Below are 21,917 nucleotides of genomic sequence, written 5' to 3'. Positions count from 1 at the left end.
CGACAACGGGCCGACCCACCCCCGGCCCCTCCCTTCCAGGGAGGGGAGATTGTGCAGTTTCATCGTTCGCCTTCCAGCATCAGGGTCGCGGTCGCCTTGGCACTTCCCACCACGCCGGGAATCCCCGCGCCCGGATGCGTGCCGGCACCGACGAAATAGAGGTTCGGGATATGATCGTCGCGATTGTGGACGCGGAACCACGCGCTCTGCGTCAGCAGCGGCTCGAGCGAGAAGGCGCTGCCGAGATGCGCGTTGAGATCTGCTGCGAAATCGTTCGGCGCATAATGGAATTTGGTGACGATCCGATCGTGGATGTCGGGGATCAGCCGCCGCCCGATCTCGTCGAGGATGCGCTTTTCAAGGATCGGCCCGATCTCGTCCCAATCGACCGGGAACTTGCCCATGTGCGGCACCGGCGCCAGCGCATAGAAGGTCGAATGCCCCTCGGGCGCCATCGACGGATCGGTGACGGTCGGGTGGTGGAGATAGAGCGAGAAATCCTCGGGCAGCACGCCGTGATCGTAAATGTCGCTGAGCAGCCCCTTGTAGCGCGGCCCGAACAGGATCGTGTGGTGCGGGATTCCCGGCCACGTGCCCGTGATCCCGAAATGCACGACGAACAGCGAGGGCGAATAGCGTTTGCGCGCGAGCGCCTTCTTGGTGCGCTGCGCACTCCGCGACGATTTGAGCAGATCACGATAGATGTGCATCACGTCGCCATTGCACGCGACCATGTCGGCATCCTGGTGCCAGCCGCTCGCGGTGGTGACCCCGGTCGCCCGGTCGCCGAGCGTGGCGATGTCGACCGCGGCATCGCCCAGTCGCAGCACGCCGCCGAGCCGCTCGAAATGCGTGACCATCCCGTCGATCAGCTTGCTCGTGCCGCCCATCGCGAACCACACACCGCCGTCTTTCTCCAGCTTGTGGATCAGCGCGTAGATCGCGCTCGTGTTCATCGGATTGCCGCCGACCAGCAGCGTGTGGAACGACAAAGCCTGGCGGAGGTGCTCGTCCTTCACGTAACTCGAAACGATCGAATAGACCGAGCACCACGCCTGATATTTGGCGAGCGCTGGCGCCGCCTTGATCATCGCCGCAAAGTCGAGGAACGCGACATGGCCGAGCTTGCGATAGCCCTCTTCGTACACGCCCGCGGCATATTCGAGGAACTTGGCATAGCCCGCGACATCGTCGGGGTTGAGCTTGGCGATCTCGGCGTTGAGCGCGGGCTCGTCGTTCGAATAATCGAACACCGTGCCGTCGGGCCAGTTGAGGCGGTAGAAGGGCGTGACGGGCGCGAGCGTGACGTCATCGGCCATGTCGCGCCCGGTCAGCGCCCACAATTCCTGCAGGCACGGCGGATCGGTGATCACGGTCGGGCCCGCATCGAACACGAAGCCGTCTTTCTCCCAGACGTAGGCGCGGCCTCCCGCCTTGTCGCGTGCCTCGAGCAGCGTCGTCTCGATCCCCGCCGATTGCAGCCGGATCGCGAGCGCCAGCCCGCCAAAGCCCGCACCGATCACGATCGCCGTCCGCGCCTGCGCGCGTACCGGGTGCGAACTCACGCCTTCACCCCACCCGGCAGCACGCCGATCGCGCGGAGTGCGCGGCTGATCGGCACTGGCGGCTTGCCGGTCAGGATCCGTGCCTTGTCCATCATCGTCGATCGTCCTGCGTAGAAGCGCCGCACCAGGCGCGGGTCGAGCCGGTAGAAGCGTTCGAGAATGCGATAGCGTTCCTCAGGCTCGGCCGCGCGGAACAGCATCTTGTCGAGCATACGGTAGAAGCCGCGGGCCTGCCATGTGCTTCGTGCGTGGTCATAGGTCAGGCTGTGCAGCGCCTCGCCCGAAAAATCGCGCGCGTCGGCGATCAAAGCGGCGAGCCGCACCGCATCGGGCAGCGAATAGCCCGTCGTCGGATGGAACAGCCCGGCGCGCATACCGGCCTTGGCGACCTTGTTGCCGCCCGATTGCCAATACGCCTCGAAATCGCCGCCCATCGTCACCGGCAAGACGCCCGATTCCTCGCGGATGATCGTATGCGACGCCCAGCCGTGCGCCGCGGCATAGGCTCGCACGCGATCGGCGATCGGGTCGGCGTTGCTGCCGCTGCCGGGCTGCGGCCGGTACAGATCGGGGGTGTCGCTGTAATAGGTGTCCTCGACGAACAGGCGCGTCGGCGAGAAGGGCAGCGTGTAGACGAAGCGATAGCCATCGATCTGCTCGACCGTCGCGTCCATCACGATCGGACGCGTGAGGCCGTGCGGCGTGTCGAGTTCGAATTCGATCCCGACGAATTTCTGCCAGCCGAGATCGAGCAGCCCCAGATCGCCGGGCCCGCGTGTGTCGATCACGCCCTTGGCCTCGAGCCGATCGCCATCGGCGAACACCACCGCGGTCGGGCCTGCGGCGAGCACCTTGCGCCCGGTCATCAGCGCGTGCGCCGGCAGTTCGGCGCGCAGCGTCGCGTCGAGCCGGGCGGATTCGATCGAATGATAGGCGCTGTCGAGCGTCCGGGCGTGCGCCGGGAAGGCGATGTCATACCCCTCCCAGCTATAGCTGACGAGCGGCGCGACGATCCAGCGATCGCCATCGCGAACATCGCTGGCGAAGAACGACCAGAGGTGGTTGCCGCCGAAATGATCCGACCGCTCGACGATCCGCACGTCGAGCCCGGGCCGCCGCTTGGTGAGCGCGAGCGCAATCAGCCCGCCGGCCAGCCCGCCACCGACGATGGCGATGTCGCAGGAGAGGGTCGCTGCCATGACCAAGGCGATAGCCGAAATGCCGCGCGGTGCAAACGCATCGGATCGATCGCACCGCGCGGGTACGGGGCGAATCTTCCTGACTTGCGCGCCGCTCTCGGTTAGACTGCGGAGATGCTCCTCGCGATCCTTGCTTCCGCGCTCGCCATGTCGCTGATCGTCGGCGTGCGCTACCTGATCGTGTCGGGCGCGTTCGCGGCGGCGACACGCGCGAAGCATCCCGGCCTCTATACCGGCCTATCGGTGCAAATGCGCCGCGAGGTCGCGTGGAGCCTCGCCTCGGCGCTGATCTACGGCGTGCCCGCCGGGATCGTCGCCTGGGGGTGGAAGACGCTCGGCTGGACGCAGATCTACGCCGACATCCACGCCTTTCCGTTATGGTATGCCCCGGTGTCGGTGCTGCTCTATCTGTTCGCGCATGATACGTGGTTCTATTGGACCCATCGCTGGATGCACCAGCCGCGCGTGTTCAAGCTCGCCCATGCGGTGCACCACGAAAGCCGCCCGCCGACCGCCTGGGCCGCGATGGCGTTCCATCCGATCGAGGCGATCACCGGCGCTGTGATAATTCCGCTACTGGTCTTCCTTATTCCCATCAATATCGGCTGCCTCGGCTTGGTCCTCGCGATCATGACGGTTATGGGGGTTACCAATCATATGGGGTGGGAGGTATTTCCCCGGTTCATGTGGAAGGGCCCAGTGGGAGCATGGCTGATCACGGCCAGCCACCACCAACGCCACCACGATCTCTATCGAGGAAATTATGGTCTCTATTTCCGTTTCTGGGATCGGCTCTGCGACACCGACAAGGGCGTCGGCGATTTTGTCAAAGCGCATGCGCAGGCTCGCCTGCGTCAGCGGCGCGGGAGCGGCGGTGTTGCTGGCGCTGCCGGGCGCGTTGGCGACGAGTGAGCTGTCGGTCGATCTCGTCAATCTGCGCTCGCACAAGGGTTCGGTCCGAATCTGCCTGACCGCCGATCCCGACAATTTCCCCGCCTGTATCGACGATGCGCAGGCCGTGACGCGCTCGATCCCCGCGACCGCCGCCAGTCTCAGCTTCGAAGGGCTGCCGCATGGCGATTATGCCGTCGCGGTGATCCATGACGAGAACAACAATCGCAAGCTCGATACCTTTGCCGGTATTCCGCGCGAAGGCTTTGGATTTTCGCGCAATCCCGCGGTGAGTTTTGGCCCGCCACGCTTCGCCGCAGCCCGTTTCACCTTGACGAGTGATGCAGATCGGCAACAGATCAAGATGCGTTATTTGTTGTGAGCTTTGCTATACGGACCCAAAGCGTTGCGCGGGCGTTACGGCCCCAAATCCTTAGCTTTCGGAGCTGCCCGTGATCGATCGTCGTCTTCTCGTTTCCGCCACTGCACTGCTGTTGGCGAGCGCAGCCCCCGCCTTTGCGCAAAGCGCACCCCCGGCGCCCGCCGACAACGATCAGATCGCCGCCGAATTCAACAAGGATTCTGTAACGGTTGCCGTCGCCGGCGCCTATCTCCCCGATTATGATGGCTCGAACGACTATCGCTTCGTGCCCGCGCCCGCCGCGATCGGCTCGGTCAAGGGCTTCAACTTCTCGGTCATCGGCAACCGCGCCAGCGTCGACCTGATCCCGAACCGTCCGGGCCAGTCGATCGATCTGCAGTTCGGCCCCGTCGGCGTGATCAATTTCGACCGCTCGAGCCTCAAGAACATCGACGACGTCCGCGTCCGCGCGCTCGGCAAGCGCAGCACCACGCTCGAACTCGGCGGCTATGTCGGGATCGGCAAGACCGGCGTCATCACCAGCCCGTACGACAGGGTGTCGGTCTCGGTCAGCTATCGCAAGGGCGTGACCGGCGCGCATAACAGCGGGATCTGGCAGCCGAGCTTCACCTATCTGACGCCGCTCAGCCGCAAGGCCGCGGTCGGCATCCTCGCATCCGCACAGCATGTCGGGCAGGGTTATGCCGATACCTATTTCAGCATCACGCCGACGCAGAGCCTGGCCAGCGGCCTGCCGACCTATGCCGCGCGCTCGGGCTGGAAGAACTATTCGCTCGGCGGCTTTGCTACTTACTCGCTGACCGGCAATCTGCTGCACGGCGTCAAGGTCATCGCCGGCGGTACCTATTCGCGCTCACTGGGTGATTTCTCGTACAGCCCGATCGTGCGCATCGCGGGCTCGCCCAACCAGTGGCTCGGCGCGGTCGGGCTTGCTTACACCTTCTAAGCCCCTCTCGATTCAGCCGATATTCAGAATCCGTCGTGGAGCGCCTTTTGCAGCCCCGCGGCGGATCCTTTTGCAGCCCCGCGGCGGATTTTGTCTTTTCCGCCTGCCGTCGTTATTGTCCGACGTGCCGCCTATTCCGGCCTTGCGCCGTCGCGCGCGAGGTGCCACGCCAGCGGCGCAATCTAGCGTTTCAAGCAAGAGGGTTCGCCCCAATGAACGACACCGAAGACCAGCTGATCGAGCGCCTCGAAGCCCGCTCCGATCGTCGGAACGAACGCCGTGAATTCTTCCGCACCGCGCTCGGCGCTGGCGCGGTCGCTGCGGTCGGCGCCGCCGCCGTCGCGGTCGGGACCAGCGCGTCGGCGCAGGCGACCGCGGAAACCGACATCCTCAACTTCGCGCTCAACCTCGAATATCTCGAGGCGCAATTCTATTCCTACGCCGTGTTCGGCACGGGCCTGGCCAACAGCCAGCTGACTCCCGGCAGCGCCAGCACGACGACGCAAGGCGCGGTCACCGGTGGTCGCCAGGTCAGCTTCAGCGACCCGCTCGTCGCGCAATATGCGCGCGAGATCGCCGGCGATGAAACACAGCATGTCGCCTTCCTGCGCAGCCAGCTCGGCACCGTCGCGGTCGCACAGCCCGCGATAGACATCGGCAGCACTGCAACCAGCGCCTTTACGGTCGCCGCACGCGCCGCCGGTCTCGCGACGAATGCGAGCGGTGCGGTCGACAATGTCAACGGCACCTTCGATCCCTACGCCAACGACCAGAATTTCCTGCTCGCCGCCTTCCTGTTCGAAGATGTCGGTGTGACGGCGTATAAGGGCGCGGCGTCGCTGCTGACGACCAAGACCTATATCGATGCGGCCGCCGGCATCCTCGCCGCCGAGGCGTATCACGCCTCGATCATCCGCACCGTGCTCTACAGCAAGGGCCTGGCGACGCCGTCGCTGCGCACCTCGGCCGGCGCGATCTCGGATGTGCGCGACAAGCTCGACGGGACCTCGGACGACGATCAGGGCATCGCCTCGGCGGTGGTGGCAGGCAGCCAGCTCGCCGCGCTCAATGGGCTGACGGCATCGAACATCGTGCCGACCGGGCTCGATGGCATCGCCTATGGCCGCAGCACCGCGAACGTCCTCAACATCGTCTATCTCAACAGCCTGGCGGTGGCGAAGGGCGGCTTCTTCCCGAACGGGCTCAATGGCTCGATCGTGACCAGCGCCGCGAACTGATCCGTCCACATCTTCAAGCTTGCCCGAACGGGAGTTCCCCCAGTGATCGATAGCGACATCCTCTTGCAGGTTCTCGACGCCGGCGAACGCCGCCGCGCCGAACGCCGTAATTTCCTGCGCAGCGCGGGCGTGGCCTCGCTCGCCGTCGGCGGCGCCTCGCTGCTATCGGCTTGCGGCGGTGGGTCTTCCGGCACCGATGCCGGCTCGACCGATACCAGCACGCCGACGCCGAGCCCGAGCTCGACCAGCACGCTGCAGGACCAAGACACGCTCAATTTTGCGCTCAACCTCGAATATCTCGAAGCGCAGTTCTACAGCTATGCCGTCACCGGCGCTGGCCTGCCCAACGTGTTGATCGCGAAGGGCGATGGCAACCAGACCGTCCAGGGCACCGTGACGGGCGGCCGCAAGGTCAGCTTCACCGATCCGATCGTCCAGCAATATGCGATCGAGATCGCCGCCGACGAAGTCGCGCATGTCGCCTTCCTGCGCTCGGCACTCGGCGCTGCGGCGGTCGCGATGCCTTCGATCAACATCGATGGCGGCGCCAACGGTGCTTTCTCGGCCGCCGCGCGCGCCGCGGGGATCGCGACCACCAACGGGGTGGTCGATAGCGTCAACGGCACCTTCGACCCCTATGCCAGCGACGAGAATTTCCTGCTCGGCGCGTTCATCTTCGAAGATGTCGGCGTGACCGCGTACAAGGGCGCAGCGCAGACGATCAACACGACGCTGCTGCTCGATGCGGCCGCGGGCATCCTCGCGACCGAGGCGTATCATGCCGGCCTGATCCGCACCGTGCTCTATTCGAAGGGCCTCACCACGCCGAGCCTGCGCGTCAACGCCGGCCTGATCAGCAATGCGCGCGACAGCCTCGATGGTTCGGCCGATATCGATCAGGGGATCACCGGCGATTCGGTCACCTCGAACCTCGTGCCGGTCGATGCCAACGGGCTCGTCTATGGCCGTACGGCGGGCCAGGTGCTCAACGTCGTCTATCTCAACAAGAATGCCGTGGTCGGCGGGGGCTTCTTCCCCAACGGCCTCAACGGCAACATCCGCACCAGCGCCGCAAACTAGTTGCGCGCGGCGCGCGAGCGCTTAGACTGACGCCATTCCCCGGGGGGCTGCTGATCGGCGGCTGAGAGGGGGGCACGAGCCCCCGACCCGCATCAACCTGATCCCGTTAATACGGGCGTAGGGAGGGAGCGGTGTCCATCGGGAAACCGTCTTTGCTCCGTGCGATATTGGAGCGACGACGATGGCCGACCTTCCCGCCCGTACTGAAATCGGTGTGACCACTGGCCCGATCCGGGGCTCGCGCAAAATCCACGTTCCATCGGCGGCGATTCCCGGTCCGGGTGTCGCAATGCGCGAGATCCTGCTCGAGCCGTCGTGCGGCGAGCCGCCATTGCGGGTCTACGATACATCGGGGCCCTACACCGACCCCAAGGCGCGGATCGACATCAATGTCGGCCTGCCGACGCTGCGGCGCGACTGGATCCTCGCGCGCGGCGACGTCGAGGACTATGCCGCGCGGGAAATTCGACCGGAAGACAATGGCTTGACGGGGCCGGACCGGTCGGCGGGCGTGCCGCAATATCCGGGTGTCGTGAAGCGTCCGCTGCGGGCACGCGCCGGCGCCAATGTCAGCCAGATGCACTATGCGCGGCGCGGCATCATCACGCCCGAAATGGAATATGTCGCGATCCGTGAGAATCTCGGACGCGCCGCGGCAAAGGAAGCGCTGATCCGCGACGGCCAGGATTTCGGCGCATCGATCCCCGATTACGTCACGCCCGAGTTCGTCCGCGATGAAATCGCGCGGGGGCGGGCGATCATCCCCAACAACATCAACCATCCCGAATCCGAACCGATGGCGATCGGCCGCAATTTCCTCGTCAAGATCAACGCCAATATCGGCAACAGCGCGGTCGCGAGCAACGTCGCCGCCGAGGTCGACAAGATGGTCTGGTCGATCCGCTGGGGTGCCGACACGGTGATGGACCTGTCCACCGGCCGCAACATCCACGACACGCGCGAATGGATCCTGCGCAATTCGCCCGTGCCGATCGGCACCGTGCCGATCTACCAGGCGCTCGAAAAGGTCGGCGGGGTGGCTGAGGACCTCACCTGGGACATCTTCCGCGATACCCTCATCGAACAGGCCGAGCAGGGCGTCGATTACTTCACGATCCATGCCGGCGTGCGTCTCGCCTACATCCCGATGACCGCCAAGCGCGTCACCGGGATCGTCTCGCGCGGCGGGTCGATCATGGCGAAATGGTGCCTCGCGCATCACAAGGAGAGCTTCCTCTACGAACGCTTCGACGAGATTACCGAGATCATGAAGGCGTATGACATCGCGTACTCGCTCGGCGACGGTCTGCGCCCCGGCTCGATCGCCGACGCGAACGACGAGGCGCAGTTCAGCGAGCTTTACACGCTCGGCGAACTCACCCACCGCGCGTGGAAGAGCGACGTCCAGGTGATGATCGAAGGCCCCGGCCATGTACCGATGCACAAGATCAAGGAGAATATGGAAAAGCAGCTCGAAGTGTGCGGCGAGGCGCCGTTCTACACCTTGGGGCCGCTCACCACCGATATCGCACCCGGCTATGACCATATCACCAGCGGCATCGGTGCCGCGATGATCGGTTGGTATGGCACCGCGATGCTCTGCTACGTCACGCCCAAGGAACATCTCGGGCTGCCCGACCGCGACGACGTCAAGGTCGGCGTGGTAACCTACAAGCTCGCCGCACACGCTGCCGATCTCGCCAAGGGTCATCCTGCCGCCAAGATGCGCGACGATGCGGTCGGCCGCGCGCGCTTCGAATTCCGCTGGCGCGACCAGTTCAACCTGTCGCTCGATCCCGACACCGCCGAACTCTATCACGACGAAACGCTCCCCGCCGAGGGGGCGAAGACGGCGCATTTCTGTTCGATGTGCGGTCCCAAATTCTGCTCGATGAAGATCACGCAGGAAGTGCGCGATTTCGCCGCCAAGCAGAACCAGTCGGCGGACGGCTTTCTCGCCGCGGCGACGCCGGTCGATACGGCCGATGCCGAGCGCGCGGTATTCGCGCGGGGTGCTCAGGCAGAGGCGGGGATGGCCGAGATGAGCGCTGCGTTCAAAGCGAAGGGCAGCGAGCTCTATCTGCCCGCTGCGGAATAGCCCGCAAGACCGGCGGATGCTCCAGGGCGTCCGCCGGATGACGCGCCGCTAGATCCGCTCGCCGGTCAGCCGCTGACAGACCATGTCGAGCTGATCGAGTGTCGAATAGGATAGCGTCAGCGTGCCGCCCTTCGCACTGTGCGCCACCCGCACCGACAGGCCGAGCAGATCCGCCAGCTGATGCTCGAGCGCCGCGAGATCGGGATCACGGCCCTCCGTGTCGCGCTGGCCACGCGGTGCAGGCTTGGCGGCGCGTGCCATGCGCTCGGTATCGCGCACCGACAGCCCGCGCGCCACGACCTGGTCCGCCAGCGTCTCGACGTCCGGCGCGCCGATCAGCGCCCTCGCATGCCCCATCGTCAGCGCGCCATTGACGACACGTTCCTGAACCGGCTTGGGCAGCTCGAGCAGACGCAGCAGATTGGCGATATGGCTACGCGATTTGTTGACCAGCTTGCCGAGCGCCTCCTGGGTATGCCCGAAATCCTCGATCAGGCGATGATAGGCTTCGGCCTCTTCGATCGCGTTGAGATCCTGCCGCTGGATATTCTCCACCAACGCGACCTCGAGCGTCTCGGTATCGTCGAAGGCGCGGACGATGACGGGCACTTCGTGCAGCCGCGCACGCTGTGCAGCACGCCAGCGGCGCTCGCCGGCGACGATCTGATAGCCGGTGCCGTGCGGCCGCACGACGATCGGTTGGAGCACGCCGCGCAACGCGATCGACTGCGCCAGCTCCTCGAGCGCCGCTTCGTCGAAATGACGGCGCGGCTGGCCCGGGTGCGGGGTCAGCGATCCGACCGGGAGGGAACGCACGCCGGGGGAGGCATTTTCCTTGCCCTCGCCAACGGGCTCCTCGCGCGCGAGGTCCCCCATCAGGGCATTGAGACCACGGCCCAAGCCCGACCGGGGCTTAGGGCGCGAGACTGGAGGAATCGTCGAGTCGGTCATGCGGCCCTTGCCGGTTGCGGAGTATCGAGAGCGGGCAAGCGCGCGATCAGCTCGCGGGCGAGGGCGATATACGCTTCGGAGCCAGGGCAGCGATAATCGTAGATCAGCGCCGGCAAGCCATGGCTCGGCGCTTCGGACAGGCGGACGTTGCGCGGGATCACGGTGTCGAAGACTACCCGGCCGAGCACGGCACGCACATCGTTCGAGACCTGATCGGTAAGCCGGTTGCGGCGGTCGTGCATCGTCAGCGCGACGCCCATGATCGCCAGCGCCGGGTTGAACCGCTCGCGGATCCGCTCGACGGTGCTGAGCAACTGGCTAAGCCCCTCAAGCGCGAAGAATTCGCACTGCAGCGGAACGAGCAGCGAGTTCGACGCGACCATCGCATTAAGGGTGAGCAAACCGAGCGATGGGGGACAATCAATCAGCACCACATCCCAGCGATGATCCGACCGCGCGAGCGCACGCGACAAGCGGTGGGTGCGCTCCTCATATTCCACCAGTTCGATCTCGGCACCCGACAGATCAACCGTCGCCGGGACGATATCAAGCTTGGGGACGCAGGTCGGAATTGCGGCGACCTCGATCGAGGTTTCGCCGAGCAGGATATCGTAGGTCGAATGATGCCGGTCCGCCCGCGCGATGCCAAGCCCGGTCGAACAATTGCCTTGCGGATCGAGATCGAGCAGCAGCACGCGCAATCCGGTCGCAGCGAGTGCGGTGCCGAGGTTGATAGCGGTCGTCGTCTTTCCGACCCCGCCTTTTTGGTTCGCGACGGCAATCACGTTCATCGGCGTGTGACCCTTGATGCGAGAACGATCAGCGAGTCGGGATCGGTAATGCTGTGTTCCACGTGAAACACCCCGTCCCAGACCTGCTGCGCAGCGGCGATATCCGCCAGCGCCGACCGCCCTTTTGGCAGAATCCAGCACGTTGCGGAAGACGCACACTTCGCGCCCCATGCAAAAAGACTGTCCAAAGATGCAACGGCACGCGCCGAAATAATTCCGGCTTCGACCGTAACGTCCTCGATCCGCGCGGCTTTGACCGTGACGCGATCGCCCATGCCCATCGCATCTGCCGCATCCGATAGGAAGTCGGCGCGCCGTCGGCGAGGCTCTACGAGCCAGACGGGGCGCTCGGTAAGCGCAGCGACAACCAGCCCGGGAAAACCCGCCCCGCTTCCGATATCGAGCCAGAGCCGATCATCCTGTGGTGCAAGTCGCACGAGCTGCGCGGAATCGACGATATGGCGCGTCCACATCGCCTCGAGCGTCGATGGTGCGACAAGGTTCTGTCGGGTGCTTTCGGCGCGAACGATGTCGATCAGCTGGTGCATCGCCGTCACCGCGAGGGCACCGAAGCTATGCTCGACCCAGTCGCGCGCTTCGTCCTCGGTCACGCCGCCTTCTTCCGAATTTGCAGCAGGATCGCGGTCAGCGCCGCCGGCGTTATGCCACGGATCCGCCCAGCGGCTGCCAGCGTGGCAGGCCGGGCCGTTTCGAGGCGCTCGATCATCTCGCTCGACAGGCCAGGAACGCTCGCGAACCGCAAGGCATCGGGCACCACGATCGCGTCATGCGATCGCATCGCCGCGACTTCCGATTCCTGACGCGCGAGATAGGGAGCGTATCGCGCATCCTCAGCGGCTTCGGCAAGCAGGTCCGGGGCGATCCGATCGATCAGATCGGGCGCGACCATCTCGAGCGAAACCCCCGCGACACGAAGCCAAGCCGCGCCGGTACGCCGTTCGGGATCGCCTGCAATCGTTGCGCCGCGCGCAACTACCTGCTCGCTCGGCACGGTCTCGTCGAGGGCCCGTTCGATTTCCGCACGGCGCTCCATCCGCTCGGCAAGTCGCTCGGTGCGCGCTGTGGACAGGCACCCGATCTCGGCCGCGATCGGGCTCAGCCGCGTCTCCGCGTTATCGGCGCGGAGGCGTAGGCGATATTCCGCGCGAGCTGTCAGCATTCGATAGGGCTCGGTAATACCCTGCAGGACGAGATCATCGATCATCACGCCGAGATAGGAGGACGCACGATCAAGCACGACATCCGGCAAGTCGAGCGCGCACGCGGCGGCGTTGAGTCCGGCCAGCAGACCCTGGCCGGCCGCCTCTTCATACCCGGTCGTTCCGTTGATCTGCCCGCAACAAAACAGGCCTTCGAGCGCCCGGACTTCGAGCGTCGCCGATAAAGCGCGCGGATCGATATGGTCATATTCGACCGCGTAGCCCGGCGTCAGCATCGTCGCGGCTTCGAGCCCTGGGATCGAGCGGAGCATCGCCGCCTGGATATCGACGGGCAGCGAGGTCGAGATGCCGTTGGGATAGATCGTCGCGTCGTCGAGACCTTCGGGTTCGAGGAAGATCTGATGGCCATCGCGATCGCCGAAGCGGTGGATCTTGTCTTCGATCGACGGGCAATAGCGCGGTCCAGCACCAGCGATCGCACCGCCGAACAGCGGCGAGCGATCGAGCCCGGTCCGGATGATATCGTGTGTCTGCGGGGTCGTCCGCGTGATCGCGCAATGCAGCTGGGGCAGGGGGCGGTGCCCTGACATGGGCGACATCGTCCACGGCTCGGCATCGCTCTCCTGCTGCGCCAGTTGCGCCCAGTCGATCGTACGGCCGTCGAGCCGCGGCGGCGTACCCGTCTTGAGCCGCGCCATCGGCAGGTTCGCGGCGCGGAGTTGCTGGGCGAGCAACGAGGCGCCAGCCTCGCCGACGCGTCCGCCCTCCGACCGCTCTTCGCCGCAGAACATCCGCCCGCCGAGAAAGGTGCCGGTCGCGAGGACAACCGCGCGGGCGTGGAGCACGGTGTCGTCGGCGAGACGGACCCCGGCGATGCGTCCGCTCGAGCTCAGGTGGAGGGCCGCCACTTCGCCATCGACGATCTCGAGATTGGCCTGTCGCGCGAGCATCGCCTGGATCGCGGCCGCGTACCGCCGGCGATCCGCCTGAACGCGCGGCCCCTGGACGGCTGGCCCCTTGCTGCGGTTGAGCATCCGATAATGAATCCCGGCCGCGTCGGTCGCGCGTGCCATCAAGCCATCGAAGGCATCGACTTCGCGAACGAGGTGCCCCTTGCCGAGCCCCCCGATCGCGGGATTGCACGACATGGCGCCGACTTTAGTTCGATCGAAAGTTATGAGCGCGGTTCTTGCGCCACGGCGGGCCGCCGCGGCGGCCGCCTCGGTGCCGGCGTGTCCGCCACCCACTATGACGACGTCAAAATTCTTCATGTGCTCGCGCTAAATGGCTGTGTGCGATCTGTCAAAGTCGGGTGTTCCACGTGGAACGTCATTTCCCAATGCAGAAGCGCGAGAAGATCGCATCGAGAATATCCTCGGTGCCGGTCCGCCCTGTTACCGCATCGAGCGTGCGAATGGCGCAGCGCACTTCCTCGGCGACGATCAGCAAATCTCTCTGGCCGGCCATGGTGAGGTGTTGGTGACTTGCTCGAACGAGCGAGCGCTGGCGATCGTTCGTGGCGATCGCATCCGCAACGGGCAACAGTGCCGACGCGCGCAGCGCAAGCAAATCCCACAGCGCGGTGATCCCACGATCGGTCTCTGCAGAAACGACGAGCTGCGTGAATGCCGGTGGGGTCGAGCGGTCAGGAAGGTCCGCTCGCGCATGGATCGCGATATGGCTGGGATCCGAAGGTGGGGTATCGCCGAGCCAGAGCACAATGTCCGCGGAGTCCATCGCAGCGGCGGCGCGCGCTACGCCGATCTCCTCGACAATATCGTTCGGCGTATCGGTCAGGCCTGCCGTGTCGGTGAGCAGATAGGCGATCCCATCGCGCGTCACCGCGGCCTCGATCCTGTCACGCGTCGTCCCGGAGAGCGGCGACACGATTGCGACATCGCGCCCGGTCAGCACGTTGAGCAAGGTCGACTTGCCGCTATTGGGCGGGCCCGCGATCACGACGCGCACGCCGTCATGCAACTGCTCGACCGGCGGCGCCGCGAGCAACGCTGCCATCGCTTCCGCGATGATCGCAACGTCAGCGGTAATCGCATCCATTGCTTCGTCGGGAACATCGTCCTCGTCGGAGAAATCGAGCTGGGCTTCGATCCGCGCGGCGACGCCGACCAGGCGATCCGACCAAGCTTCGACGATCGTCCGCAGCCCCCCTTCGGCCATCCGCAATGCCGCGCGCCGCTGCGTCTCGGTCTGGGCGTTGAGCAGATCGCCGAGCCCCTCGGCGGCGGTGAGATCGATCACCCCGTTGGTCAGTGCGCGCCGCGTGAATTCACCAGGCTCGGCCGCGCGCAGCCCCGGCTGGGCCGCCAGCACGTCACTTACCGCCGAAACCACCGCACGCCCGCCATGCAGGTGGAATTCGACGAGATCCTCACCCGTCGCGGTGCGTGGCGCCGGGAAGGTCAGAACGAGCGCCCGGTCGAGCAGTCGTGCATCCGCGGGATCGCGTAACGCCCGCACGCCCGCACGCCGTGGCGACGGCAAGCTTCCCGCGAGGTCGGCAGCAACCTGAAACGCTGCCGGTCCGCTGATCCGCAGGATCGCGATCGCCGCGGGTGGGGGGCCGCTCGAACAGGCGTAGATCGTGTGGTCGCTCACGCTTATTTCGCGGCGCGCTCGAACATCGTGCGCCACAGCCCCATGCTCGCATCGCTGACGGGCGCCCAGCTGCGCATCATGTTCTCGATCAGATCGGGGGACACCACGCCGTCCATCGAATCGGTCATCATCGACAAGTATTTCTGGTGAATGGGGGTAAGATCGGGAAGCCCCATGAACGCGCGCGCCTCTTGCGGGGTGCAGTCGATCTCGACGTTGATCTTCATTACGGCGTCTCCGCTTGAGCCGGCACAAGCGCGGCTGCATAGTCTCACCATGTATGCGCGCGATATGGCACGGATCGCAACGCCCGTCGGGCTGATCACGATTAGCGGCGACGCGCATCGGCTTGATGCGATCACGATCGGCGGGGAGGGCGATGAGCAGCCGGGCAGCGGTGCGCCGGTTCGTGCCGCGGTGGAACAGCTGCGCGCATGGTTCGCCGGCGTGCGGACGACCTTCGAACTTCCGCTGGCGCCTGCGCTATCCGTGCGTGGCGAGGCGTTACGAACCGCGATGGTCACGATTTCCTATGGGGATACGCTGAGCTACGGGGCGCTCGCCAAGATCGCCGGATCGAGCGCACGCGCGATCGGCCAGGCGTGCGCGCGCAATCCGTTCCCGATCGTGGTGCCGTGTCACCGCGTGCTCAACGCCGCGGGAACCCTGGGAGCCTATTCGGCGGGGGAGGGGCCTGCGACCAAACAATGGTTGCTCGATTTCGAGCGGCGCGGGCGACCGCATCTGCTGCTGTAGGTGCGCGGGGCGGGCATGGGCAAAGCCCATGCCGTCGGTCGGGAGCCAGGGCTCCCGCCGGCCGAGCCGGTGCGAGTCCGGCGGCAGCATGCCGCCGGCCGCAGGCTATTGATTCATGCTGTCGAAGAAATCTTCGTTGGTCTTCGAATTCTTCATCTTGTCGAGCAGGAACTCCATCGAGTCGATCGTGCCCATCTGCATGAGGATGCGGCGCAGCACCCACATCTTCGACAGCTTGCTCTGATCGACCAGCAGCTCTTCCTTGCGCGTGCCCGACTTGCCGACGTCGAGCGCCGGGAAGATGCGCTTGTCGGCAACCTTGCGGTCGAGCACGATTTCCGAGTTACCCGTGCCCTTGAATTCCTCGAAGATCACTTCGTCCATGCGGCTGCCGGTATCGATCAGCGCGGTCGCGATGATCGACAGCGAACCGCCTTCCTCGATGTTGCGTGCCGCACCGAAGAAGCGCTTCGGGCGCTGCAACGCGTTGGCGTCGACACCGCCGGTCAGCACCTTGCCCGACGACGGCACGACGGTGTTGTAGGCACGGCCGAGACGCGTGATCGAGTCGAGCAGGATCACGACGTCCTTCTTGTGCTCGACCAGGCGCTTGGCCTTTTCGATCACCATCTCAGCGACTTGCACGTGGCGCGTCGCGGGCTCGTCGAAGGTCGAGCTGACCACCTCGCCCTTGACCGAGCGCTGCATGTCGGTGACTTCCTCGGGGCGCTCGTCGATCAGCAGGACGATCAGGAACACTTCGGGGTGGTTGTCGGTGATCGCCTTGGCGATGTTCTGCAGCATCACCGTCTTGCCGACGCGCGGCGGCGCGACGATCAGCGTGCGCTGGCCCTTGCCCTGCGGCGAGATGATGTCGATCACGCGCGCGCTCTTGTCCTTGACCGTCGGGTCGGCGGGATCGAGCGTCAGCTTCTGCTCGGGATAGAGCGGGGTGAGGTTGTCGAAATTGACGCGATGCCGGACGGCGTCGGGATTGTCGAAATTGACCGCCGTCAGCTTGGTCAGCGCGAAATAGCGTTCGCCATCCTTCGGCCCGCGGATCTCGCCCTCGACCGTGTCACCGGTGCGCAGGCCGAACTTACGGACCTGGTTGGGCGAGATGTAGATATCGTCGGGGCCGGCCAGATAGTTCGCCTCGGGCGACCGCAGGAAGCCGAAGCCGTCGGGCAGCACTTCGATCGTGCCGAGCCCCATGATCTCCTCGCCCTCTTCGGCCTGGACCTTGAGGATCGCGAACATCAGATCCTGCTTGCGCAGCGTCGATGCGCTCTCGATGCCGAGCTCCTCGGCCATCGCGACCAGTTCGGCCGGCTTTTTGTTCTTGAGGTCTTTGAGATGCATGGAGGGCGTCCGGGGCATAAGAATGCGAGGGGGGAGCTTCGGTCGGCGAACAGCTACGCGACGATGCTGGAGGAAGGATGCCGCAACCGAACGGGTGGACCCGCCGCATCGCGACACGGGTTTCGAGATACGATCCGGCGAGGGGCGCGTCAAGGGACCGCGTCGACGGCCGAGGGCTCCCCCCGACCGCCGCCGCATAGTCTAGGAGAAGACACGGCTCAGAACGGCTGGACGATCGCCAGGATCACGATGAAGGTCACCAGCACTGCGGGCACTTCGTTGATCAGCCGCAGCTGCCGCCCCGTCAGCGTCGGCCGGCCCGCGGCGAGCTTCTTGGCATAGCCGACCGCCCAGCCATGATAGCCGCTGAGGATCACCACCAGCAGCAGCTTGAGATGCAGCCAGCCGAGCCCACTGCCGCCCGAGAACAGCCCGCGATTGGCGCCGAGCGTCAGGCCGAGCACCCACACCATGACCATTGCGGGCGTCAGGATGATGTTGCGGATCTTGCCCTCGCGCTCGACCCACTGGGCCGCTTCGGGCGATCCGATCGGCGCCTCCTGATGATACACCAGATAGCGCGGCAGCATGAACAGCCCCGCCATCCAGAAGATCACGAAGATCAGATGCGCCGCCTTGACCCAAGGGTAGGCGTTGCCGAGCATTCCGATCATCGCGCGCTCCGGACGAAATCGAGCAGTTGCTCGACATGGGGGATGGGGGTGTCCTGCAGGATGCCGTGGCCGAGATTGAAGATGTGCGGGCGGTCGGCAAATGCGCGCAGGATCCGCGTGGCGGCCTGTTCCATCGACGCGCCCCCGGCGATCAGCACGAGCGGGTCGAGATTGCCCTGCACCGGTAAATCCGCTGGCAGGGTCGCGGCGGCCCATTCGGGGTCGATCGTCTCGTCGAGCCCGAGCGCATCGACGCCGGTTTCGCGCGCATAGGCCGGAAGCTTCTCGCCGGCACCCTTGGGAAAGCCGATGATCGGCACGCCGGGATGGCGCGCGCGGAGCGCCGTGACGATCGCTGCGTTGGGGGCGATCACCCAGCGTTCGAATTGCGCGGGGCTCAGACTGCCCGACCAGCTGTCGAACAGCTGTACCGCCTCGACCCCAGCCTCGATCTGCCGCGACAGATATTCGACGGTGCAATCGGCGATCGCGGTGATGATCTCGCCGAACGCCGCCGGGTCGCCATACGCGAAACGCCGCGTCTCGCCCTGGTCCTTGCTGCCATGTCCCGCGACCATATAGGTGGCGACGGTCCACGGGCTCCCGGCAAAGCCGAGAAAGGTGGTCTGTGGCGGGAGTTGCGCTGCGACCAGGCGGACTGTCGCATACACCGGATCGAGCCGCTCAGGCGCCGCCTGGAGGCTCTCCAGCGCATGATCGACAAGCGGAGGTGTCAGTGCCGGTCCTTCGCCCACACCGAAGCTCAGCCCCTGTCCCAGCGCCGAGGGGACCATCAGGATGTCCGAGAAGAGGATCGCACCGTCGAAGCCGAAGCGCCGGATCGGCTGGATCGTCACCTCGGCCGCCGCTTCGCTGTCGTTGACCAAAGCGAGGAACCCGCCCTTCTCGGCACGGAGCGCGCGATACTCGGGAAGATACCGTCCAGCCTGGCGCATCAGCCAGATCGGCGAGGTGAATGCACGCTCACCCTTGAGCGTGGCGAGCAACGGCTTGTTTTGTGTCAGCACGATCGGTCTTTCCTCACCCTACTTCTATAAGAATCTAGAATCTTAAAAGGTTGAAGTGGTTGTTGGCACGTTGATAGCGGGGCTTATGCCGCCATCCCCAAAATGCCAACAGATTGACGTCGCCGGATCGACGCGCACGCCTTGAGTCGGCGCGGTCATCCCCATTATCCACAGGCTGTGGGGGGAACCCAGGGGTGTTTGCGCGATTGTGGATAGCGGATGGGTTATGCACCGCGGTCGCCCGACTTTGCGGGAGGGCAAAGTTGCGCTAGCGCTTGCCCGCATGTTGTCCACAGTTTCGCCCCGCACCGCTCGTTGATGCGCCTGCATCTCCATCTCCTGTCGGATTCGACCGGCGAAACGCTCGAGAACATCGCCAAGGCTGCGCTCGCGCAATATGACGATGTCGAGACGATCCGCCATTTCTGGCCGATGGTGCGGACCGAGGCGCATCTCGAGCGGATTCTCCAGGAAATCTCGCAGAATCCGGGGCTGGTGCTGTTCACGCTGGTCAATAGCGAGACGCGCCGCACGCTCGAATCGCGCTGCCGCACGCTGGGCTTGCCCGCGGTTGCGCCGCTCGATGCGGTGACCGGCGCGCTGTCGGGGCTGCTCGGCCAGGCCGCCAAGGCGCGCCCCGGGCGGCAGCACGTGCTCGACGCCGCCTATTTTGCGCGCGTCGATGCGATCCAGTTCACCATCGCGCATGATGACGGCATTCTCGCCGAGGATTGGGAAGAGGCCGATATCCTGCTTGCCGGCGTGTCGCGCTCGTCGAAGACGCCGACCTCGATCTATCTCGCCAATCGCGGGTTCAAGACGGCGAACATCCCGATCGTCGTCGAAAGCCCGCCGCCGGAAAGCCTCTTCACGCTCAAAAACCCGATCATCGTCGGCCTGACGACGAGCGCCGACCGGCTGATCCAGGTCCGCCGCAACCGCCTGCTGTCGCTCAACGAGATGACCACCACCGCCTATGTCGATCAGGAATCGGTCACGCGTGAGGTCGCCTATGCACGGCGGATGTTCGCAGACAATGGCTGGCCGGTGATCGACGTCACGCGACGGTCGATCGAGGAGACCGCGGCCGCGATCATCGCGCTTGTCGGCGAGCGTCGTGGCGACATGAGTGGCGAGCCATGACGCTGGTGCTCGCCTCGCAAAGCGCCTCGCGGCGCGCAATGCTGACCGCCGCCGGCGTCCCGTTCGTCGCGGTCTCGGCGGGCGTCGACGAGGAGTCGGCGAAGGCGGCGCTGCTCGGCGAAGGGCTCGCGGCGCGCGACATGGCCGACGCCTTGGCCGAGCTCAAGGCGATCAAGGTGTCGTCGGGCGACGGCCAGGCGCTCGTGCTGGGCAGCGACTCGATCGTCGCGCTCGAGGATGGGTCGATGCTCGACAAACCGCGCGATCGCGCCGAGGCCGCGGCGCATCTGCGGCGCCTGTCGGGCAAGCGCCACGAACTGATCAGCGCTGCGGTGATCGCCGAGGGCGGGCGCCCGGTATGGCGGGTCGTCGACCGCGCGAAGATGCATGTGCGACCGCTGTCAGAGGCCTTTATCGAGACCTATCTCGATCTCGAATGGCCCGCCATTGCCGGCTGCGTCGGCTGTTATCGGATCGAGGGACCCGGCGCGCAGCTGTTCAGCCGGATCGAGGGAAGCCATTTCACCGTGCTCGGTCTGCCCCTGCTGCCGGTGATCGATTATCTGCGGGTGCGGGGAGTGATGCCGTCATGATGCTGGCCGAGGTGATCGGGGATCCGATCGCGCATTCCAAGTCGGCGCTGATCCACGGCTTCTGGATCGAGCGCCTCTCGCTCGACGCGGAATATCAGCTGTGCGAGGTCAAGCCCGACGGGCTCGGCGCCTATATCGCCGCGCGCACGGCCGATCCCGCCTGGCGCGGGTGCAACGTCACGATTCCGCACAAGCTCGCGATCTTCGATCATGTCGCCGATCCCGGCGGTGTCCGCGCCACGATCGGCGCGGCCAACACGGTGTTCCGTGGCGAGGATGGCGCGCTGATCCTGACCAACACCGATGCCGCGGGATTCTATGCGCCGATCAACCAGCTTGACCTCACCGGCGCGCCGGTCGTGGTGGTCGGGGCAGGGGGCGCGGCGCGTGCGGTGCTGTTCGCGCTCGCCCGGCTCGGCGTCGGTCCGGTGACGATTCTCAACCGCAACGTGCTCAAGGCGGCCGCCTTGCTGTCGTCGTTCGGGTTGAAGGGCAAGGCGCTGCCGCTCGACGCGACGCTGCCGCCCGCCGCGTTGCTGGTCAATGCGAGCGCGCTCGGCATGGTCGGGCAACCGCCGCTCGCGCTCGATCTGACGCCATTGCCCCAGGATGCGGTGGTCTATGATGTCGTTTATGCACCGCTCGAGACGGCGCTGCTCGCGGCCGCGCGCGAACGCGAGCTCGATACCGTCGATGGGCTCGACATGCTGATCGGCCAGGCGGCGCTCGCGTTCGAATTGTTCTTCGGCGTCGCCCCGCCTCGCGACGAAGCGAGCGACGACGAGCTCCGCGCGCTGTTGACCGCATGACGCCCGCGCGGCCGATCACGCTCGGCCTGACGGGCTCGATCGGGATGGGCAAATCGACCGTCGCGGCGATGTTTGCAGAGGCTGGCGTGCCGGTGTTCGATGCCGATGCCGCGGTCCATGTATTGCAAGGTCCGGGCGGGCGTGTCGTTTCGGCGATCGAGGCCGCCTTTCCCGGCGCCACCGGGCCGAACGGCGTCGATCGCGCTATGCTCGGCGCGCGCGTCCTGGGCGATCGGGCGGCGCTCGCGCGGCTCGAGGCGATCGTCCATCCCGCGGTCGGCGAGGAACGCGCCGCCTTCCTCGCGCGGCACGCGACGGCGCCAATCGTGCTGTTCGACGTGCCGCTGCTGTTCGAGACCGGCGGCGAGTCGCGAGTCGATCGCGTCGTCGTCGTATCGGCGCCGCCCGCGATACAGCATGCGCGCGTGCTCGCGCGGCCGGGCATGACCCCCGCCAAACTCGACGCGATTCTCGCCAGGCAATTGCCGGACGCGGAAAAAGTCGCGCGTGCCGACTATGTCGTGCCGACCGGCGGGTCGTTGGATGCGACGCGCCGTGCGGTCGCATCCATCATCGCTTGCCTCGAAGGGCGCGAGACCCCACTATCATAGTCT

Annotated in this window: 22 protein-coding genes and 1 riboswitch; of the genes, 11 read left to right on the top strand and 11 right to left on the bottom strand. The window is 65.6% G+C overall.

Translation table 11 applies throughout. The annotated features are described in order from the left end of the window. Nucleotides 1-59 precede the first annotated feature (59 nt). The gene (locus EAH76_RS12795) at nt 60-1,565 is read right to left on the bottom strand and encodes a phytoene desaturase (RefSeq protein WP_140850664.1); all 1,506 of its coding nucleotides are present in this window, start codon (nt 1,563-1,565) and stop codon (nt 60-62) included. Then, the gene (gene crtY, locus EAH76_RS12790; RefSeq protein ID WP_140850663.1) at nt 1,562-2,764 is read right to left on the bottom strand and encodes a lycopene beta-cyclase CrtY; all 1,203 of its coding nucleotides are present in this window, start codon (nt 2,762-2,764) and stop codon (nt 1,562-1,564) included. Before crtY ends, EAH76_RS12795 begins: the two co-directional genes overlap by 4 nt. 114 nt (nt 2,765-2,878) lie before the next feature. Between crtY and EAH76_RS12785 the strand changes: the two genes are divergently transcribed. From EAH76_RS12785 to thiC, 6 genes are all read left to right on the top strand, one after another. Further along, a complete protein-coding gene (locus tag EAH76_RS12785; RefSeq protein ID WP_140850662.1) occupies nt 2,879-3,676 on the top strand; it encodes a sterol desaturase family protein in 798 nt (265 codons plus the stop codon). Continuing rightward, a complete protein-coding gene (locus tag EAH76_RS12780; RefSeq protein WP_140850661.1) occupies nt 3,600-4,037 on the top strand; it encodes a DUF2141 domain-containing protein in 438 nt (145 codons plus the stop codon). The genes EAH76_RS12785 and EAH76_RS12780 overlap by 77 nt, the downstream gene beginning before the upstream one ends. A 70-nt stretch (nt 4,038-4,107) precedes the next feature. After that, nucleotides 4,108-4,983: a MipA/OmpV family protein gene (locus EAH76_RS12775; protein ID WP_140850660.1), complete on the top strand. Its 876-nt coding sequence runs from the start codon at nt 4,108-4,110 to the stop codon at nt 4,981-4,983. A gap of 212 nt (nt 4,984-5,195) precedes the next feature. Further along, nucleotides 5,196-6,221: a ferritin-like domain-containing protein gene (locus tag EAH76_RS12770; protein WP_140850659.1), complete on the top strand. Its 1,026-nt coding sequence runs from the start codon at nt 5,196-5,198 to the stop codon at nt 6,219-6,221. 42 nt (nt 6,222-6,263) lie between these two features. Next, nucleotides 6,264-7,301, top strand: coding sequence for a ferritin-like domain-containing protein (locus tag EAH76_RS12765; RefSeq protein WP_140850658.1), 1,038 nt, complete (start codon nt 6,264-6,266; stop codon nt 7,299-7,301). Nucleotides 7,302-7,331: 30 nt separating this feature from the next. Further along, nucleotides 7,332-7,442, top strand: a riboswitch (TPP riboswitch). A gap of 40 nt (nt 7,443-7,482) precedes the next feature. After that, complete coding sequence (gene thiC, locus EAH76_RS12760; RefSeq protein WP_140850657.1) at nt 7,483-9,399, top strand: phosphomethylpyrimidine synthase ThiC; 1,917 nt, start codon at nt 7,483-7,485, stop codon at nt 9,397-9,399. 48 nt (nt 9,400-9,447) lie between these two features. On the opposite strand, the gene EAH76_RS12755 is transcribed toward thiC, so the two are convergent. The 6 genes from EAH76_RS12755 to EAH76_RS12730 form a co-directional block, all read right to left on the bottom strand. Beyond that, the gene (locus tag EAH76_RS12755; protein WP_140850656.1) at nt 9,448-10,275 is read right to left on the bottom strand and encodes a ParB/RepB/Spo0J family partition protein; all 828 of its coding nucleotides are present in this window, start codon (nt 10,273-10,275) and stop codon (nt 9,448-9,450) included. Between the two features lie 71 nt (nt 10,276-10,346). Then, nucleotides 10,347-11,141, bottom strand: coding sequence for a ParA family protein (locus tag EAH76_RS12750; RefSeq protein WP_140850655.1), 795 nt, complete (start codon nt 11,139-11,141; stop codon nt 10,347-10,349). Then, nucleotides 11,138-11,752, bottom strand: a complete 615-nt coding sequence (locus EAH76_RS12745) for a 16S rRNA (guanine(527)-N(7))-methyltransferase RsmG (RefSeq protein WP_140850654.1) — start codon at nt 11,750-11,752, stop codon at nt 11,138-11,140. The genes EAH76_RS12750 and EAH76_RS12745 overlap by 4 nt, the downstream gene beginning before the upstream one ends. Next, nucleotides 11,749-13,593, bottom strand: coding sequence for a tRNA uridine-5-carboxymethylaminomethyl(34) synthesis enzyme MnmG (mnmG, locus tag EAH76_RS12740; protein ID WP_140850653.1), 1,845 nt, complete (start codon nt 13,591-13,593; stop codon nt 11,749-11,751). The genes EAH76_RS12745 and mnmG overlap by 4 nt, the downstream gene beginning before the upstream one ends. Nucleotides 13,594-13,651: 58 nt before the next feature. Then, nucleotides 13,652-14,938, bottom strand: coding sequence for a tRNA uridine-5-carboxymethylaminomethyl(34) synthesis GTPase MnmE (gene mnmE / locus EAH76_RS12735; RefSeq protein ID WP_140850652.1), 1,287 nt, complete (start codon nt 14,936-14,938; stop codon nt 13,652-13,654). Nucleotides 14,939-14,940: 2 nt separating this feature from the next. Next, complete coding sequence (locus EAH76_RS12730) at nt 14,941-15,165, bottom strand: DUF6489 family protein (protein WP_140850651.1); 225 nt, start codon at nt 15,163-15,165, stop codon at nt 14,941-14,943. A 49-nt stretch (nt 15,166-15,214) separates the two neighbouring features. On the opposite strand from EAH76_RS12730, the gene EAH76_RS12725 reads away from it, so the two are divergent. After that, entirely contained in the window at nt 15,215-15,694 is a 480-nt protein-coding gene (locus tag EAH76_RS12725) for a methylated-DNA--[protein]-cysteine S-methyltransferase (RefSeq protein ID WP_140850650.1), read from the top strand. A 105-nt stretch (nt 15,695-15,799) separates the two neighbouring features. Here the strand turns inward: EAH76_RS12725 and rho are convergent, their stop codons facing one another. From rho to hemE, 3 genes are all read right to left on the bottom strand, one after another. Beyond that, nucleotides 15,800-17,056 carry a transcription termination factor Rho gene (rho, locus tag EAH76_RS12720; RefSeq protein WP_140850649.1) on the bottom strand — a complete coding sequence of 419 codons (1,257 nt, stop codon included), beginning with the start codon at nt 17,054-17,056 and terminating at the stop codon, nt 15,800-15,802. Between the two features lie 218 nt (nt 17,057-17,274). Beyond that, entirely contained in the window at nt 17,275-17,730 is a 456-nt protein-coding gene (locus EAH76_RS12715) for a CopD family protein (RefSeq protein ID WP_194150997.1), read from the bottom strand. Continuing rightward, a complete protein-coding gene (hemE, locus tag EAH76_RS12710) occupies nt 17,727-18,758 on the bottom strand; it encodes a uroporphyrinogen decarboxylase (RefSeq protein ID WP_140850648.1) in 1,032 nt (343 codons plus the stop codon). The genes EAH76_RS12715 and hemE overlap by 4 nt, the downstream gene beginning before the upstream one ends. Nucleotides 18,759-19,076: 318 nt before the next feature. Here hemE and EAH76_RS12705 point away from each other — a divergent pair, with 318 nt between their 5' ends. Genes EAH76_RS12705 through coaE form a run of 4 tightly spaced genes read left to right on the top strand, consistent with a single transcriptional unit; the run spans nt 19,077 to nt 21,914 of the window. Next, nucleotides 19,077-19,901: a pyruvate, water dikinase regulatory protein gene (locus tag EAH76_RS12705; protein WP_431357988.1), complete on the top strand. Its 825-nt coding sequence runs from the start codon at nt 19,077-19,079 to the stop codon at nt 19,899-19,901. Next, nucleotides 19,898-20,494: a Maf family protein gene (locus tag EAH76_RS12700; RefSeq protein ID WP_140850646.1), complete on the top strand. Its 597-nt coding sequence runs from the start codon at nt 19,898-19,900 to the stop codon at nt 20,492-20,494. Before EAH76_RS12705 ends, EAH76_RS12700 begins: the two co-directional genes overlap by 4 nt. Further along, nucleotides 20,491-21,303, top strand: a complete 813-nt coding sequence (locus EAH76_RS12695) for a shikimate dehydrogenase family protein (RefSeq protein WP_140850645.1) — start codon at nt 20,491-20,493, stop codon at nt 21,301-21,303. Before EAH76_RS12700 ends, EAH76_RS12695 begins: the two co-directional genes overlap by 4 nt. Beyond that, entirely contained in the window at nt 21,300-21,914 is a 615-nt protein-coding gene (coaE, locus tag EAH76_RS12690) for a dephospho-CoA kinase (protein WP_140850644.1), read from the top strand. Before EAH76_RS12695 ends, coaE begins: the two co-directional genes overlap by 4 nt. The last annotated feature ends 3 nt before the right edge of the window (nt 21,915-21,917 follow it).

Origin of the sequence: Sphingomonas glacialis, assembly GCF_006439055.1 — a bacterium.
Classification (GTDB): domain Bacteria; phylum Pseudomonadota; class Alphaproteobacteria; order Sphingomonadales; family Sphingomonadaceae; genus Sphingomonas; species Sphingomonas glacialis_A.
This window is presented reverse-complemented; position numbering and strand designations above follow the sequence as displayed.

Coding starts and splice junctions, on each gene's coding strand:
- EAH76_RS12715 (WP_194150997.1), bottom strand. CDS start 17,730: ATGATCGGAATGCTCGGCAACGCCTACCCTTGGGTCAAGGCGGCGCAT.
- EAH76_RS12755 (WP_140850656.1), bottom strand. CDS start 10,275: ATGGGGGACCTCGCGCGCGAGGAGCCCGTTGGCGAGGGCAAGGAAAAT.
- EAH76_RS12700 (WP_140850646.1), top strand. CDS start 19,898: ATGACGCTGGTGCTCGCCTCGCAAAGCGCCTCGCGGCGCGCAATGCTG.
- mnmG (WP_140850653.1), bottom strand. CDS start 13,593: ATGAAGAATTTTGACGTCGTCATAGTGGGTGGCGGACACGCCGGCACC.
- coaE (WP_140850644.1), top strand. CDS start 21,300: ATGACGCCCGCGCGGCCGATCACGCTCGGCCTGACGGGCTCGATCGGG.
- EAH76_RS12770 (WP_140850659.1), top strand. CDS start 5,196: ATGAACGACACCGAAGACCAGCTGATCGAGCGCCTCGAAGCCCGCTCC.
- EAH76_RS12725 (WP_140850650.1), top strand. CDS start 15,215: ATGTATGCGCGCGATATGGCACGGATCGCAACGCCCGTCGGGCTGATC.
- EAH76_RS12785 (WP_140850662.1), top strand. CDS start 2,879: ATGCTCCTCGCGATCCTTGCTTCCGCGCTCGCCATGTCGCTGATCGTC.
- EAH76_RS12695 (WP_140850645.1), top strand. CDS start 20,491: ATGATGCTGGCCGAGGTGATCGGGGATCCGATCGCGCATTCCAAGTCG.
- EAH76_RS12750 (WP_140850655.1), bottom strand. CDS start 11,141: ATGAACGTGATTGCCGTCGCGAACCAAAAAGGCGGGGTCGGAAAGACG.
- crtY (WP_140850663.1), bottom strand. CDS start 2,764: ATGGCAGCGACCCTCTCCTGCGACATCGCCATCGTCGGTGGCGGGCTG.
- rho (WP_140850649.1), bottom strand. CDS start 17,056: ATGCATCTCAAAGACCTCAAGAACAAAAAGCCGGCCGAACTGGTCGCG.
- EAH76_RS12780 (WP_140850661.1), top strand. CDS start 3,600: ATGCGCAGGCTCGCCTGCGTCAGCGGCGCGGGAGCGGCGGTGTTGCTG.
- EAH76_RS12730 (WP_140850651.1), bottom strand. CDS start 15,165: ATGAAGATCAACGTCGAGATCGACTGCACCCCGCAAGAGGCGCGCGCG.
- thiC (WP_140850657.1), top strand. CDS start 7,483: ATGGCCGACCTTCCCGCCCGTACTGAAATCGGTGTGACCACTGGCCCG.
- EAH76_RS12705 (WP_431357988.1), top strand. CDS start 19,077: ATGCGCCTGCATCTCCATCTCCTGTCGGATTCGACCGGCGAAACGCTC.